This window comes from Stenotrophomonas sp. SMYL8 (assembly GCF_036320065.1).
In the GTDB taxonomy this organism is placed as follows: domain Bacteria; phylum Pseudomonadota; class Gammaproteobacteria; order Xanthomonadales; family Xanthomonadaceae; genus Stenotrophomonas; species Stenotrophomonas maltophilia_A.
Genome location: NZ_JAWIRR010000010.1, coordinates 1 through 15,383, shown reverse-complemented (window position 1 = coordinate 15,383; position 15,383 = coordinate 1). Strand labels below are relative to the sequence as shown.

Genomic DNA, 15,383 nt, shown 5'->3' with positions numbered 1-15,383 from the left:
TGAATTTCCATTCCCTGGACTGCCTGGGCTGGCCCTGGCGCGTTCCAGTTACCCACTATGACATTGGAGTGGCGGTGGGGTTTCAAAGTAGGTGCCCGCTGGCTATGATCCGCCTGAGGACCACGGTAGGTCCATAGGTATTGGCATGGCGACGATCCAGGTTCATGCAGGGGATTTTGGTAAAGGAAAGGCCACATTGATGATGGGAGTCATCACGTTCGCGTGGCAGGCGGGGGATGGTTGGGCCGGGGGTTCGCTGCTCCTAAAGGACATTGAATCCGTGGATGTCGCTACGGAGGAAAGTGTTAAGCGGATAGGTGGAACAGTAGGGTGGGGCTTGGTGGGTGGTGCATTGCTGGGCCCGCTCGGGCTGCTCGCAGGGCTGCTGGCAGGTGGTCGGAGTAAGGACATCACGTTCGTGGCGAAGACCAAGGGAGGCAAGAAATTCCTAGCGACCACAGATTCGGCATCATTCAAAAAGATTGCCGCCGCCGCCTTTTGAGTTGTCTGAGTGATCTAATCATGTGCTAGGTGACCTCTGGTTCTTCAGCAGAGAGGCGTACCAGCATTTGTTCTTCCGTTCACAGGAGAGGTCTGCATGCTTGAGTTGTTCACTATCTCGTCGAAAACGCTTTGTTTCATTCTTTCCGCAGATCCGGCAAGTCTCAACGCAATTCAGGGTGCTATTCGACGTGCCCTCGAAGACGGAAATTCGCCAGACGAGCTGGAGGCAATGCGCCAGAGGGCGTGCCTTTCGGAACATTTGGGGACTTACTCAGTCAGCTCGGAAGGTCGGGCGCGGCGACTTTAGCCTTCCAGTAATCTGTTTTGCATGGTCGTTGAGGTGATACATGCAACGTCCTGGCGGCCTGCTGTATGCGTGGCAGGCCGTGGGTAGGTCGCGCTGGTCCCTTTCGGATCCTATTCTTGTCGCGCCAAGTTCAAGCCTAGTTGCCTTACCTCATCGCTCCAAGCCCGGTAGTCATCCAGCGGCATAGGGGCCTCCAAGCCACGCTCCACCCGTTCCAGGTATCTGCCCTTCCGGGCCATCGCCCCTCGATACAACAACTCGGCTTCTTCCAGTCTATCCGCCCGCTTCGCGGCCCGCAGCTGGGCTAGCCGACGAACCGAATCCGGGTTCGTGGATAGCACACGGGGAGCATGAGGAAGAGGCGGACCGCCTGTCAGGGGAACCCGCTTGTTGTTGCTCACTACGTCACGGACCAGGTGGTGCCAGCACTCCCGCCAGTCCTCTGCACCGACCGGGCCACCGCCTGGCACGTCCAACGGCGCGACGATCCCATGGGCCTCAATGAGCGCCCAAACCGCCCCTAGGAAGGCTCCCGCCGGCAGGCGCAGGAGGTGGGTGTGGTCCTCCGCCAGCACCTCACCCCCATCCCGCATTCGCAACGCCAGCAGGGCCTCGCCCAGTGCTAGGGCATCGCCCGCACGGGTGCTCCAGCCAACTACGCACACTCGCTCACCATCGACCATCCCAGCCCACGCATGGACCCGGAACCGGGGCTTGTTGAAACGAGAAGTTAGGTGGTCCAGCACGCGGCCCCTCTTCGCATGGCGGCTGAGTGGGGTGAAGTGGTTCTCGGCATACAGCAACGCCGACCTACGGCGTTCTAGCAGCAGGGCCGCTCGGTCAGTGGGCGCTGTCGCTTGCCACTCTGACCAGCTCACCAAATCGCGAAGGCCCTTTGCAGCAGCGCAGGTTCGGCAGGCAGGCGCCCAGTTCTCGCTGACTTGGGCTGGACCACCCAGTTGTGGCGGCACCAGTGCTACGGCTTGCCAAGCACGGCCACTGGTGCCCTCCAGAGGGGCGGAGCAGAACGCGCAGCACGAACCAAACTCTGCCAGCAGCGCGTTGCGGTTCCAGCGCTGTGAGAACTTGCGCGCGGGGGCTTCGGCACGGGCAACGGCTTCAAGGAACGGGACGGTATCAAACACCGCATGCCCCCACGCCGTTCAAAACTGCTTTCGTCCCCCGACTTCGCAACGCGACGAGAGCGGCCCGGCAGTGGCTTGAGAAAGATTTGACTAAAACGACCTGGCGGGCCTCAGGGAGCATCCTCGCACCAGGCAGCCAGTTCCCCAGTCCCCGCACTGGCAAATGGCAGAAAGCCCGCCAGTGCCCCTCCCTGCGCTGAGCAAGGTGGTGGCTTTCGGTAACGCTGACCCGGCTAAAACGCAACTCCAAAAACCCTTGAAGAAGACCGCAACCGTTTGGGTGCCGTCTGAGTTGTTGGTGACTTCGACGTTCTTGCCCGCCTTTGCTGTCGAACCCGAGCCGGTCCCGGCGGTTCCGTCCACGCCATCGTTGCCGGCAGGCCCCTGCGCTCCTGGTTGCCCTTTCAAGCTTGCCAGCCAATCTTGTTCATTGCCCTGGAAGCCGTTGGCCAGCGCCACCTCGTAGGCGCTTAGCCCATCGACACCACGCGGGCCCGGGGTACCCGTGCCGCTGCCTGGGTTTTGCTCAAGGGAAGTCACGCGTCCATCTAGGTCGTCCAAAGCGGCTCCCACGGTTTGATGAGTGGCCCCGCTCCGGAACTGATAAATCGGCGCTACAAAGTTCCCATTAACGAACGTGGCACCACCGCCAAGCGCTTGTGCGGCCTGACGGACCTGCCCGAGGTTCGCTACATCGGTGTCGGACGTCCCGGCCCGCACGTTGGTAATCCGGCGGGAGCTCTGGCCTCCGCCCTCAGAAGTGGCGCCTACGCTGACTTCGTCGCTGGCCCAGCAACGGCTATTGGAGCCCAAGGCGACGCAATCCTACGCCCGTGACTCGGCCCCGACGCCCACCGCCACAGACTGGCGTGCATCGGCGACGGCAGAGGAACCAAGGGCAACAGCGTGATCGGCGTTGGCCTGGGCCAAGTTGCCTTGTGCGATCGAAGCGTTGCCTCGCGACCTGCTGAAATAGCCTATCGACATCGACAGGTCTCCACTTGCTTGTGACTGAACACCGACCACTAAGGAGTGGACGCCGGTAGCCGCGGATTGGGTTCCCAGTGCGATCGCCGCTTCACCGCTGGCGTAGCTCAACGTGCCAGTGGCTACCGCGTTGACGGCCGTCGCATTTGCGCCCTGGCCCGTGGCGATGGAGTTCACGCCGGAAGCTTGCGCGTTTGTTCCTGAGGCAATCGCGTTGTCTGCGGAGGCGCTGGCTTGAACGCCGGTTGCAATCGCCCCGTCGCCGGACGCATTGGCGTATGCGCCCGTTGCAGTGGCATTCGGACCTGAAGCTTGTGCGTATTCCCCGGTGGCGGTGGAGTTGGGGCCTGAAGCGGTAGCCCCGGTTCCTGTGGCGGTTTGAGCAAACGATGGGGAGGAAAGCAACGTGGCTCCCATCAAAGCCGTTAAGATCGAAATGCGAAGCGACGACATGAAAACCCTCCCCACTATGAGTTGATACTTAACCCATAGCAGGGGATTTCATTTGCGCAAGGCGATCAGGCGATCTTTCTCAAGCTGTTAGGAAAGGTCGCAGAATAAACCCGCTCCGGGATAGCCAAGCTCCATGCGTAGCGGTTTTCATTGCTCCACAGCAAGCACTCGGTTGCCATGCCGGCAGGGCACCACTGCGGTGTCAGGGCTAGGGCCAGGGCGTACGGCGCGGGTTTGCCAATGACGGGAGCAAACGGGCGGCGCGGCTTTCCGTTTCGGTGGGCCCACTTCGCCTGGACGCATTCGGCCCTGAGCTCGACGTGGGGGTAGTCCTTCGGACTGGTCCACCGGCCTCCCCAGTTCAACCCGACCATTTCTGACAGCTCGCCGAACCGAAAGTAGCCGGCCATCACATGCGGATCGCCCAGGTCCCAGCTGGGCTGCCCGTTGACGAACACGGCTGCATCCAGTGCCAGACCAAAGTTATGGCAACTGCTGTAGGCACCAACGGTGGTGACGCCAGAAGCTGAAGCGAGGAGCGCAGCCTGTCGCTCTGGCGAACGGTAGCCCTCAAGTGGGCGCACGTCGAACCCTTCCACAGCAAGCTGGGCTTGGACGGCTTCCACCTTTTCCCTCAAAGCAGGAGAGACCCCTTTCCAAACCCGGCCACTCTTCGGATGGAAGAATCGGTGGATAGCGCCATGCGATTTTGGGGGTTGGTAAGCCCAGGCGGAGAACGGCTTGGGTTTGGGTTCGACGGTCGAACACCCAGCCAAGGCCAGACAAGCCAGAGCAGCGGCGATTGTAAAGCGGAGTTGCATGCTGTCCTCCCAGAAAGATCATTGGATGCTTTCAGGGGTAGTGGATTTCTAGGAAGGCGCAAGCAAGCTAAAAGAAAGCCCCCGAACAACCGGGGGAGGAGGCCTGTTGCCGAGGGCTTAGAGAGGCCCGGGACTAAAGTCCCAGCCTCGTTGCAAGGCATAGCATGCAAAGATTGAAAGTCAATCTGGGAAGCTATGCCGCGATCACCACGATGTCGCCTGCCATAGAGGCATCGTTTACGGCATCGATATCGAAGTGATCGACCCCGAGGAGATCGGCTTGATATGTCAGGGCTGGGATGGTCTGCTTTCCGCTCTCAATGAACGAAACTACTTGGCCCAGCTGGTCTTCGGTAATGCGGAAGGAAAGGTCTCGATCAGAAGTCAGTGCCTTGACGCGGTTTCCGTTGAGCTCATCAAGGTCTTGTGCGAGGTTGTGAAGAGTTTCTTGGCCGCGCTTGCGAGCACCCACCTTGGTTTGAACTTGGGCGAGGAACAGCCCAAGGTTTACCAAGCGGTCTTGGAGCACCTGGATGTCAATCAGGCGGTCCACGTTGCTTGCTGCTTTGACGGCGTGGCGCTGCAACACCAGCTTGGTGAACTGGTATTGCTCATGGAAGTCCTGAATCTTGTGCTTGAGGAGCTCGATATCGTTCTCCTCAAAGTGCTGCTCGCAGGCGAGCACCAGGCCACGAAACCTCGCCTCATCCATCAGCAAACTGCGTTCGTGGGCTTCGCTGACCATTTGAAGTGTTTGAGCGATGCCGGCTGACTGCGCTTCGATCTGGCCGCTGATCTTGTTCAGCTTCCTGCAAACGATGACGAAGCCCGCGGTCGTGACGGCCAGATTCAAGCCGGCCATGGCGAGGTTGGCCATCTGTAGTGCTTGAAGTGAACCCATGCTCTGTTGGAGGACATCCATGCCGCCCTGAAGGTTGCCCATGCTGTGTTGCATGGCGGCCTGCAGTTGGGAAATGCTCTGCTGGGCCTGCTGCGGGTCGCCTGGGAATACAAGGTGCGCGGCGATCTGGCCCCCCTTTCCAGTTCCCGCGGCGTATCGCACCACGCCTCCAAAAACGTTTAGCTCTCCAGAGGCGATACGCACAAGGATGTCTTGAAGCTTGGGCAGATCACGCGCCAGCTCTGCATTGGTCAAAGACATGCTTTCAGCCTCTCAGAATAGTGTTGGAAATCGGCGTCAATGCGCTTGCGACGAATTTTGGCGATCTGAAGGACAGCAGGGACTGTAATGCGGAATGCTGGGCCTGTCGCTTCGTAGAGTGAGTACCCCGCAGCCCCAACCGCGACAGGGCCCGCGACAAACGACGCCGCACGAGCGCTCAAAGCGGATGCAAAGCCTGCGACCCCGCCAGCGGAGGCCAAGCCTGCTGCCGTCCCTGCGTTCTGAACTAGTTGTTGCACTACCTTGTCGATGACCGAGTTGGGCGTGGTCTCGCCGGCGCCCTCTGCAGTTGCATCGTCGGGCGAATATTTCCCGATGGCTCCCACAAGGGCCAACTCTTCGAGAGCATAGACGTCGGCGTCCTCTGGGATCTTGCCAACCAGCTTTTTAGCAACGTCTTTGGCCAGCTCCGAGTATTCGACCCCGGAGGACCGGTAGGTGTTCATTAGAGTGTTGCCGCCGAAGGCGCAGATCTCCTTTTCCAGCACATCAGCAATCGACTGAAGGCTCCCCGCGGCCTTTCGATCAACGATGAGCGCCTTGATGCCAGAGTCGAGCGCTAGCCGTCCCTTGCCGTAGTCGGTGATCAAGTCAGCCAGGACGTCCAGATCTTCACTGCCGGCTTGAGAAAGAAGCTCGGCCAATGGCCGGTTTCGTGGAACGCTGAAATCCATGTTTTCCCCCGTATGGGTTGCCTAACCCGTCTGTCTCTTGGCGTCAGGGCTTTATCTACAATCGGCCCTTCGGATCGGATTCTAACCAAAGCCACCGTAGTCTCGGTCGTTGGAGTCGCACTGAAAGAGATCGGAAGTTCGGTCACTGGGAAAAGCGCGTGCAGCGCTTCTCGGCCATGAAGAGGGAGGGGCGGGCGATGATGAAAGTCAAGGCGGCTCAGGGGCCGAACCGCGGCAGCGCCGTTGTCAGGATCTCGATCAGCCCATGCGGCTGCTCAGTGTGGAAAGGGTTGAGCTACTGGCGCATCTAGTGACTGCCACTTGGTGTCCTTCGGAGGTCGGGGAAAGACGGCGTGGTGCTGTTCTCGGAAAGCGCTTGCGCAGCAGATCGGCGCGCGGCAGCGCCAGCGAGGGCCTTATCAGCAGGGCCGACAGCGGCAGCCAGCGTTGGGGTATCTCGATGCGGCGCCCTTCGGCCAGCATGATCGCCAGGAACTGCAGCGCCGTCACGAGGACATCCGACCAGGTGAATGCAAAAATTGGCGTGTGAAGCTCTGGCGTTCGTATCAGAAAGGATTTCGGGGAAGGGGGGCGGCCGGAGGCGGAAGCGCGGCGTCCAGTTCCCAGCCCCTCAAGGTTGACAGTACCAGCGGCCAGAACTGACTAGCCCGGGCTTGCTGAAGCTCGAGCCGCTGCTTGGCTCGGGTGGGCATTCGACCGGCCCGGCGAGGTACCAGCGGCTCTGCAGAGACCACCGTATGTGTAGCGGGCAAGGCATTTGGTGTCGATCTGCCCGTCCCGTCGGTCTCCACCAGACCATCGAGGGCGGCCGCCAAGGTGGTGATAGGCACCAACCAGCTTCCGCCGAACTTCCTCAGGCCAGGGACGATGAGTCCTCTGGAAAGCTGATCTCAGGTCTGCTCATAGCCGCCCGCACCCGTACGGTTGAGCACGCGGGCCACGTCCTCGACGGTCAGCATCGCCTTGCCGGGGAACATTTCGCGCAGCACAGGCAGGATGCCGGTCATTGCCTTGGGAAAAAGTTGGGAAAAACCATCCTTGGAAAGACCTGTTTTTGCTTGGATTTAGTGGCGTGGAACAACAAAAAAGGTTGGGCAGCTTCCTGTCCAACCTCTTGATAAATAAAGCAAATTTAGTGGTGGAGCCAAGGAGGATCGAACTCCTGACCTCGTCATTGCGAACGACGCGCTCTCCCAGCTGAGCTATGGCCCCACGGCAGGGCTTCAGTCTAGCCAAGCGCCTGCCGCTTGCCAAGCCGATCAAAGGAATTCCATGTCGAGACGCGAGGCACATCAGCGGGTGACTGTGCCGAAACCGCTTGTTTCGCCGGGTTTGGGTGCTGCGCAACGAAATCGTAACAATTTGGGGGATAATGGCGGCTTGCGCAGTTATCCTCCTTTTTGCCGCCCGGCTCGCGCAGGCCGCACGGACGCCTCCTCAGAGCATTTCATGCCCTCCCATTCCGATTCCCGCCGCCTGTCGGGTATGTCGTCTTCTTTTGTTTCCTTCCGCCGCCATCCGCTGGCCCTGGCCTGTGCCGGCCTGGCCCTGGTCGGCAGCTTCGGCGCCGCCGCACAGGACAGCGCGCCGACCCCGACCGGCCTGGACACGATCACCGTGACCGCCGAACACCGTGAGCAGAACCTGCAGGAAGTGCCGGTCTCGGTGGGCGTGGTGCAGGGCGAGCGCATGCGCGACTTCACCGCCGGCGGCGACGACACCCTGCTGGCGCTGTCCGGCCGCGTGCCGAGCCTGTATGCGGAAACCACCACCGGTCGCATCTTCCCGCGCTTCTACATCCGTGGCCTGGGCAACATCGACTTCTACCTCGGTGCCTCGCAGCCGGTGTCGATCATCCAGGACGACGTAGTGCTGGAACACGTGGTGCTGAAGTCCAACCCGGTCTATGACGTGGACCAGGTGGAAGTGCTGCGCGGCCCGCAGGGCTCGCTGTTCGGCCGCAACACCACCGCCGGCATCATCAAGTTCGACACGCTGAAGCCGACCCAGGACTACACCGGCCGCGTCAGCGCCAGCTACGCGTCCTACAACAGCGTGTCGATCGACGGCGGCTTCGGTGGCCCGATCAACGACATCGCCTCGTTCCGTGTGTCGGCCCTGTACCAGCACCGCGACGATTACGTCGACAACACCTACAAGGGCCCGAGCGCCGACGGCACGGTCAGCCCGAAGAAGAACGCCATGGGCGGCTTCGATGACCGCAACGTGCGCGCCCAGCTGCTGCTGACCCCGAGCGACCAGTTCTCGATCCTGGCCTCGGCCCACGCCCGTGATTACGAAGGCACCTCAACCCTGTTCCTGCGCGGTGCGCTGACCAAGGGCTCGAACAAGACCGACGTGCCGCGCGACAAGGTCGCCTACGACGAAGCCGGCAACAACCCGCAGGCGTACAAGACCTATGGCGGTTCGGTGAAGGCGCGTTATGACTTCGGCGCGATCGACTTCACTTCGATCACCGCCTACGAAACCACCTCCGGTTACAGCCGTGGCGACACCGACGGCGGTGCCGCGGTGAACTTCCCGGTCAACGGCGTGCCGAACGGCTACGGCCAGTCGATGGGCCGCATCCGTGACCTGGACCAGTGGACCCAGGAATTCCGCCTGGCCAGCCATGACGACAGCGCCCTGCAGTGGCAGGCCGGTGCGTTCTACTTCAACGGCAGCGACACCACCGACTTCTACCAGCGTGCATGGTTCCTGCAGGGCGCGGCCCGCAACCCGAACAACTGGGTGCGCCTGCGCAACAAGAACACCTCGTGGGCCGGGTTCGGCCAGATCAGCTACGCCTTCACCGACAAGTTCACCGTCACTGCCGGCCTGCGCCAGACCAAGGACGAGAAGCACACCCGCCTGCTGAAGACGGCTGACACTGCCGCTGGCGTGGTCACCTACAAGGGCCGCACCGACGTCAAGATGTCCGACACCACCCCGAGCTGGGATCTGAGCGCGATGTATCAGATCACGCCGGACGTGAGCGTCTACGCCAAGGTCGCACGCGGCTTCCGCGGCCCGACCATCCAGGGACGTTCGGCGGTGTTCAATGCCGACTTCACCACCGCTGATTCCGAGACCATCCTGTCCTGGGAAGCGGGCGTGAAGAGCAGCCTGTGGGACAACCGCCTGCGCCTGAACGCCACCGCGTTCACCTACACCGTCAACGACATCCAGCTCAACGGCAACGATTCGGACGGCAACGGCGTGCTGTTCAACGCCGACAAGGCCAAGGCCTACGGTTTCGAAGCGGACATGGAGCTGCGTCCGATCCCGAACCTGACCCTGAGCGCCGGCCTGAGCCTGCTGCACAGCGAGATCAAGGACAAGCGCGTCTACGCGCAGGTCTGCGGCCTCAACGGCCAGGTGGTGTGCACCGTCGGCGACCCGACCATCAAGGTCGGTGCCAACACCTTCGCGCAGATCGACGGCAACCCGCTGCCGAACGCGCCGAAGTACAACGTCAACCTGGCGGCCCGCTACGACTTCCCCGTGAGCGACGCTGGCACCATGTTCGTCTCCACCGACTGGAACAAGCAGGGTTACACCAGCTTCGTGCTGTACGACAGCAAGGAGTTCAACTCCAAGGGTGACTTCGAGGGTGGCCTGAAGATCGGCTACTCGGGTAACTACGGTGCCTACGAAGTGGCGCTGTTCGCGCGCAACATCACCAACGAGAAGAACCTCAAGGGTGTGATCGAGAACTACATGGCCGCGGTCTACAACGAGCCGCGTACCGTCGGTGTCTCGCTGAACATGAACTGGTAAGCCTTACCCCGTCGTGTAACGGAAACGGCGCTCATCGAGCGCCGTTTTTCGTTGCTGGCCAGGCATCATCCGTGCTCAAGGCGTGGCGCTGACGCCCTTGCCCAGCGCTGCATCGGACGGCGCACTGGGGCCCAGCACCTGCAGCTGCATCGCCTCCATCCGCTCCAGTACCTTGCGCTGCTTGCCGTTGAGGCCGCGCGAGGTGATTGCGATGTGCTTGCGTGCAGCGTCCAACGGCGCGGGTTGGTAGTGCACCCTGAAGCGGCGCAGGGCGCAGCCCGTCAGCTTGTCGACCGGTGCGCAGTCGTTCGCGTTGAAATCGATATCGCCGTCGGCGGCAACAATGAAGGGGCTGAGCAGGATCTGCCCTTCGTGGGCAGTGAAGGCCAGTGGCGCGTGGGCCTTGGCGATGACCGCCTGGATGCGTACGGCAGGGATGTCTTCAGGGACGATCCTGTCATCCCAGTAGCCTTCGGTCGGGCGCGAGGTTTCATAGTTCTGGGTGCCCCATGCCACGCAGTTGCCGGAAGCCACGTGCACCGAGATGCAGACCTGCTGGGAGTGCTGATCGGTCAGGACGCCCGGTGGTACCCAGACCTTCTTCCAGGAATAGAAACGGTAGTCGACGTCGGCAAGGCGGGTGGCGCCGATGTCCTTCGATACTTCGTCCATGGTCCCCAGCGGCTTCAGCTTGGCCACGCGGGTGTTCAGGCGGTAGTTCTCCGCACCGTTCAGCAGATAGGTGCCCGGCGGAATCAGATGCACCTCGAACACGTCCATCAACACCGTCCGCTGCGGGCCGGTTTCCAGTTCGTTGGTGTTGAACAGCTGCACATAGCCCTGGGAGGGAATGTCCTTGTGCTGGAAGGACACCCGCGTCGAGAACCCGGGCAGGTCGGTCGAGCGGTTGCCCAGATGAAAGCCGGGGACCGGAGAGCCGACGCCTGGCCCGCCGTTGTGCACGACATACGGGGCCGGCACCAGCACGGCAACCAGACCATCGCGGGTGGCACCGTCAATGATGTCCACCAGCTTGGCTGTGTTCTCCTTTTCCTGTGCATAGGAAAGCGGTGCGGCCTGCCCAGCGCATGCCAGGACCAACGGGGTTAGCAGCAGTGCGCAGGCGGTCGCGATCTTGAGGGTCTGCATCGACGTCTCCTTGTCAGTACCGGCAAACCCTAGCACGGCCCCAGCAGGCCTGAGGTGCACGGCGCCGGCGTGGTTCGGCGCCTTGTGCCATCAACGTGCCGGCAGCAGCGCCTGCAACCGCGATTCCAGTTCCTGCTGGCGCCAGCCGGCCAGTGCTGCCGGCCATTGGCGGCGTTCCAGATAGCTTTCCAGATGCTTGCGGGAGGCCAGCACGCCATCCGGCAGGCCCAGCTCGCGGCTGCGCTCGGCCACCGCGTCTTGAAGCTTCTTCACCGCCTGCTTGTTGCTGTCGTTGGCGGGTAGCGCCAGCGGTGCCCCGGCCTCATCGGCCAGCGGTGTGGACAGCGCCTGCCAGACCGCGCCGGCAAGCTTGCGCGGTGCCTTCGGGAACTGCTCGAACAGCTTGCCCAGCGCAGCCTCGTCGGCCGGTGGCGTGCGCGCCAGGGTGGTGGCCAGTTCGTTGTCCAGGATCCAGCTTCGCGGGCGGTCGCTGTTGCGTGCCTGTACATCACGCCAGCGCAGCAGGCGCAGCAGGCGGTGCTGTGCGGCCGCGTCGAGGAACTGCGCCGAGCGCATCGCCAGATGCGGCCAGCGGTCTTCGTCATTGGCGACGCTGGCCAGCAGGCGCTCGCCATCGTCGTGCAGCCACTGCTGGCGGCCGAGTGCCTGCAGCTTGGCATCAATGGCGTCATGCAGCGCGAACAGGTGCTCGACGTCGTCGGCGGCATACTGCAGCTGCGACTCCGAAAGCGGGCGGCGCATCCAGTCCGAACGGGTTTCGCCCTTGGCCAGGGCGACGCCGGTGATTTCCGCCACCAGCTTCTGGTAGCCCATGCCGCCGCCGATGCCGGCCAGCGCAGCACCGATCTGGGTGTCGAACAGCGGCCGTGGCAGCACGCCGCACGCCCACTTGAAGGCGACCAGGTCTTCGCTGGCGCTGTGCATCACCTTGGTGATGGATTCATCGCCCAGCCACGGCGCCAGCGCCTCGGTCATGCCGGGAATCAGCGGGTCGATCAGCAGGATGTCCTGCCCGATCGCCATCTGCACCAGGGCCAGCTGCGGCCAGAAGGTGCGTTCACGGATGAATTCGGTGTCCAGGCCGATGCGGGTCGGGCGCTGCTGGAAGTACGCATCCAGCTCGGCGGGGGTGGTGATCCAGGTTGCCACGGGTCAGGGCCTACTACTCGGGTTTGCTCAGGCAGGGGAGAATAGCCTAACGTCGGTGCGCGTCCGTGCCGAAGGAGGCTTTGCTTGCGTTTTTCGTTGTCACCCGTGCTGTGCACCGCCCTGGCCTTGGCCCTGGCCGGCTGCACGCCGTCACCCCCCACGGCAACGGACCAGAGTGCCGGGGAACAGGCGCGCCCGTCCGCGGACGCAGACAGCGACGAGCGCCCGCAGGCCGGGCAGGGCAGCGTGACCATCGCCGGTGAGGATGCCGCCGAGGATGTACAGCAGTGGACGCCCCCGCGGGTGGACCGCCAGGGCCGCAGCCTGGCCCAGTTGCGACGCGCCGCCGAGCAGGCGTTCGCCGAAGGACGGCTCTATGAGGATGCCGATGCCGCCATCCCGCTGTGGCTGGCGGTACAGGAAGAGGATCCGGATGACCGCCAGGCCCGCCAAGGCCTGCAGCGCGCCCGCCAGCGCCTGCAGCAGCAGGCGGATGCGTTGCTGGTGCGGCCGCTGAAGCAGCGCGAGGCGCTGGCCGAGGCCAGCCGCCAGGCGCTGGTGCTGCTGACGCTGGCGCCGAAGGACGAGAAGGTGCGTGCGCTGCAGGGACGGGTGGAGCTTGCCCAGCGGGTCGTGGCCTATAACCGCGCCGGCGAAGAGGACCTGCGCTCGGACCGGATCGGTGAAGATGGGGATGGGGCCATCGGCAACTTCCGTGAGGCACTGGCACTGGATGAGGACAACAGCCGCGCACGGCAGGGACTGGCCGCGGCCGAAAGTGGACTGATCCGCCGCGCCGAAGACGCGGCACGCACGCGTGATTTCGCCAGCGCCGGCACCTGGCTGGCCGAAGCGAGCAAGGTGCGCGACTCGTCGCCCACCATCGCCGACGCGTTCGAGCGCATCGAGCAGATCCGTGCGGCGGCATTGCTGCAGCTGCGCGATGACGGCCTGCGCGACCTGTCCACGCCGCAGGGCCTGAAGCCGGCGCGCGAGAAACTGGCCGAGGCCCTGCGAATCGCCCTGCCGGGAGACGCGGTGGTGGCCCAGCTGCGTGAGCGTATCGACCTGGCCACCCACTACGGCAGCTTCCGCCCTGGACAGGTGTTCAGCGACGCCATGCGCGATGGCGGACGCGGGCCGCAGATGGTGGTGGTGCCGCATGGCGGTTTCCAGATGGGCGCCGGCGATGCCGAGCCGGGCTCGAGCGATGCCGAGCGACCATCGCACTATGTGCGCTTTGATCGAGGCTTTGCGATGGCGATCACCGAGGTCACGGTCAGCGATTTCCAGCGCTACGTGAAGGCGACCAATGCGCGCCCACGGGCGACGCGGCGCGGCCATTCGGTGGTCTATGACGAACGCAGCGGCAACTTCATCCGCCGCAGCGGCGTGGACTGGCGCTCGGATTACGACGGTGGCCGCGCGATGGCCAATTCGCCGGTGATGCACGTCAGCATCCGCGATGCCGAAAACTATGCGGCGTGGTTGTCCGAGCAGACCGGGCGCAGCTACCGGTTGCCCAGTGAAGCAGAGTTCGAGTACGCGCTGCGCGGTGGCAGCAGTGGTCGCTACCCCTGGGGCGATGCCGGCACGCCGCCGCCGGGCAGCGGCAATTTCACCGGCAGCAAGGACGTGTCGCCGTCAGGGCGGCATTGGCACAACGCCTTCATCGGCTATGGCGATGGCTGGTGGGGGCCGGCACCGGTAGGGAGTTTCCAGGCCAATGCCTTCGGCCTGCACGACATGGGCGGCAATCTCAGCGAATGGGTGGCCGATTGCTGGCATGCCAGCTACCGGCGCGCGCCCTCCGATGGCGCCGCCTGGTTCAACCCGGGCTGCCGCGCACGGGTGATCCGGGGCGGCAACTGGGCCAATGCGCCGGAGCAGACCCGTGCCGCCTGGCGGCAATCCCAGGACTCGGATACCACCAACGCGCGCATCGGCTTCCGCCTGGTACGCGGCATCTGATCGGCGGCCGGCTTCACCCGTTGCTGGCATCGGCGCACTAAGATTGCGCCGTGCCCGCCGGCCGGCGGGGCCTGCTGGAAGCCGACCCGATGCGCAATGATCCCTTCTCCCGCTCGCCGCAAGGCCCGCAACGGCGCGGCCTGTTCGGCAACATCCGCTGGTGGGTGCTGTTGCTGGCCGCCGGCTATGCGGTCTTCTACTGGTTTTCCAACCGCACGGTGGATCCGTATACCGGCGAGAAGGTGATGATCGACAGCAGCCTGGATGCGCGGCAGGAGACCGCTTTGGGGCTGCAGGCCTACCAGCAGATCCTGTCGCAGGAACGGCCGATGGATCCCAATGCGCCGATCGCGCGCGATGTGCGCGACATCGCCCAGCGGCTGATTGCCAAGGTCGACGTGGTGGAGACCGCGCTGGCCCAGGAGCACGGTGTGCAGCCGGCGCATTTCGCGCGGGATTTCCAGTGGGAAGTGAATGTGATCCCATCCGAGCAGGCCAACGCGTTCTGCCTGCCGGGCGGCAAGATGGCGGTCTACACCGGGCTGGTGCCGGTGGCGCGCACCCGTGATGCGATGGCGGTGGTGATGGGCCATGAGATTGCCCATGCGCTGCTGCGCCACGGTGCACAGCGCATGGCCCAGCAGAAGCTGACCCAGATCGGGCAGGTGGCCGGCGCCGCCAGCGGCATGGATGCGCAGCAGCAACAGATGATGATGTCGGCGATGGGTTATGGGTATCTGCTGCCGTATGCGCGCAGCCACGAGACGCAGGCCGATGAAGTGGGGCTGATGCTGGCCGCGGCAGCGTGCTTCGATCCACGCGAGGCGGTGCCGCTGTGGCAGCGCATGGGCCAGGCCAGCGGTGGCCAGTCACCGCCGGAATTCTCCTCGACCCATCCCAACCCGGGTACCCGCATCCAGAACCTGCAGGCGTTGATGCCGAAGGCGCTTGAGTACCGGCAGAAGTTCTGCGAGCAGGCAAAGTAGAGGGTTGTTCGGCAGGGCTGCGCCCTGCACCTGCCGAAGCAACAGCAACAGCGTGCATTCCGTGGGATGGCGGGGTGGGTCCGGTTGCGGGGGCCGCTGCAAGTCCCCCTCCGGGGCCCGGCCCAGCCGCTGGCGGCTGTGCGTTCGGGCGCTTGCGAAGCAGTGCTTCGCAAGCAAAGCGCCCTCACCCATGTAAGCTCGGTCGCCGCTTGCTCGTGTGCGCAGTCCTGCG

At 63.6% G+C, this 15,383-nt stretch carries 11 protein-coding genes and 1 tRNA gene; 4 read left to right on the top strand and 8 right to left on the bottom strand.

Features of this window, described 5'->3' with window-relative positions; genetic code table 11:
- The first annotated feature begins 145 nt into the window (after window positions 1-145).
- The gene (locus V3B25_RS10140; RefSeq protein WP_071229684.1) at window positions 146-502 is read left to right on the top strand and encodes a hypothetical protein; all 357 of its coding nucleotides are present in this window, start codon (window positions 146-148) and stop codon (window positions 500-502) included.
- Between the two features lie 2,279 nt (window positions 503-2,781).
- Here the strand turns inward: V3B25_RS10140 and V3B25_RS10135 are convergent.
- From V3B25_RS10135 to V3B25_RS10110, 6 genes are all read right to left on the bottom strand, one after another.
- A complete protein-coding gene (locus V3B25_RS10135; protein WP_180844525.1) occupies window positions 2,782-3,396 on the bottom strand; it encodes a hypothetical protein in 615 nt (204 codons plus the stop codon).
- Window positions 3,397-3,461: 65 nt separating this feature from the next.
- Complete coding sequence (locus tag V3B25_RS10130) at window positions 3,462-4,217, bottom strand: M15 family metallopeptidase (protein ID WP_329810621.1); 756 nt, start codon at window positions 4,215-4,217, stop codon at window positions 3,462-3,464.
- A gap of 193 nt (window positions 4,218-4,410) precedes the next feature.
- A complete protein-coding gene (locus V3B25_RS10125; RefSeq protein ID WP_329810620.1) occupies window positions 4,411-5,379 on the bottom strand; it encodes a hypothetical protein in 969 nt (322 codons plus the stop codon).
- Entirely contained in the window at window positions 5,370-6,074 is a 705-nt protein-coding gene (locus V3B25_RS10120; protein WP_143048267.1) for a hypothetical protein, read from the bottom strand. The genes V3B25_RS10125 and V3B25_RS10120 overlap by 10 nt, the downstream gene beginning before the upstream one ends.
- Window positions 6,075-6,332: 258 nt before the next feature.
- Window positions 6,333-6,614 (bottom strand): DUF2834 domain-containing protein, encoded by a 282-nt coding sequence (locus tag V3B25_RS10115; protein WP_256201545.1) that lies wholly within the window; start codon window positions 6,612-6,614, stop codon window positions 6,333-6,335.
- Window positions 6,615-7,231: 617 nt separating this feature from the next.
- Window positions 7,232-7,307, bottom strand: a tRNA-Ala gene (locus tag V3B25_RS10110).
- Window positions 7,308-7,544: 237 nt separating this feature from the next.
- Here V3B25_RS10110 and V3B25_RS10105 point away from each other — a divergent pair.
- A complete protein-coding gene (locus V3B25_RS10105; RefSeq protein WP_032130294.1) occupies window positions 7,545-9,875 on the top strand; it encodes a TonB-dependent receptor in 2,331 nt (776 codons plus the stop codon).
- A gap of 75 nt (window positions 9,876-9,950) precedes the next feature.
- Here V3B25_RS10105 and V3B25_RS10100 read toward each other — a convergent pair whose 3' ends face one another.
- Complete coding sequence (locus V3B25_RS10100; protein WP_032130293.1) at window positions 9,951-11,024, bottom strand: hypothetical protein; 1,074 nt, start codon at window positions 11,022-11,024, stop codon at window positions 9,951-9,953.
- A gap of 90 nt (window positions 11,025-11,114) precedes the next feature.
- Window positions 11,115-12,194: a ribonuclease D gene (rnd, locus tag V3B25_RS10095; protein WP_049423888.1), complete on the bottom strand. Its 1,080-nt coding sequence runs from the start codon at window positions 12,192-12,194 to the stop codon at window positions 11,115-11,117.
- An 84-nt stretch (window positions 12,195-12,278) separates the two neighbouring features.
- On the opposite strand from rnd, the gene V3B25_RS10090 reads away from it, so the two are divergent.
- Window positions 12,279-14,165, top strand: a complete 1,887-nt coding sequence (locus V3B25_RS10090) for a formylglycine-generating enzyme family protein (RefSeq protein ID WP_201116891.1) — start codon at window positions 12,279-12,281, stop codon at window positions 14,163-14,165.
- 89 nt (window positions 14,166-14,254) lie between these two features.
- Window positions 14,255-15,151, top strand: coding sequence for a M48 family metallopeptidase (locus V3B25_RS10085; protein WP_049401698.1), 897 nt, complete (start codon window positions 14,255-14,257; stop codon window positions 15,149-15,151).
- The last annotated feature ends 232 nt before the right edge of the window (window positions 15,152-15,383 follow it).

Bases quoted from the DNA above. Each gene is read 5' to 3' on its own strand.
- V3B25_RS10140 (WP_071229684.1), top strand. From the start codon at position 146: ATGGCGACGATCCAGGTTCATGCAGGGGATTTTGGTAAAGGAAAGGCC.
- V3B25_RS10135 (WP_180844525.1), bottom strand. From the start codon at position 3,396: ATGTCGTCGCTTCGCATTTCGATCTTAACGGCTTTGATGGGAGCCACG.
- V3B25_RS10130 (WP_329810621.1), bottom strand. From the start codon at position 4,217: ATGCAACTCCGCTTTACAATCGCCGCTGCTCTGGCTTGTCTGGCCTTG.
- V3B25_RS10125 (WP_329810620.1), bottom strand. From the start codon at position 5,379: ATGTCTTTGACCAATGCAGAGCTGGCGCGTGATCTGCCCAAGCTTCAA.
- V3B25_RS10120 (WP_143048267.1), bottom strand. From the start codon at position 6,074: ATGGATTTCAGCGTTCCACGAAACCGGCCATTGGCCGAGCTTCTTTCT.
- V3B25_RS10105 (WP_032130294.1), top strand. From the start codon at position 7,545: ATGCCCTCCCATTCCGATTCCCGCCGCCTGTCGGGTATGTCGTCTTCT.
- V3B25_RS10100 (WP_032130293.1), bottom strand. From the start codon at position 11,024: ATGCAGACCCTCAAGATCGCGACCGCCTGCGCACTGCTGCTAACCCCG.
- V3B25_RS10085 (WP_049401698.1), top strand. From the start codon at position 14,255: ATGCGCAATGATCCCTTCTCCCGCTCGCCGCAAGGCCCGCAACGGCGC.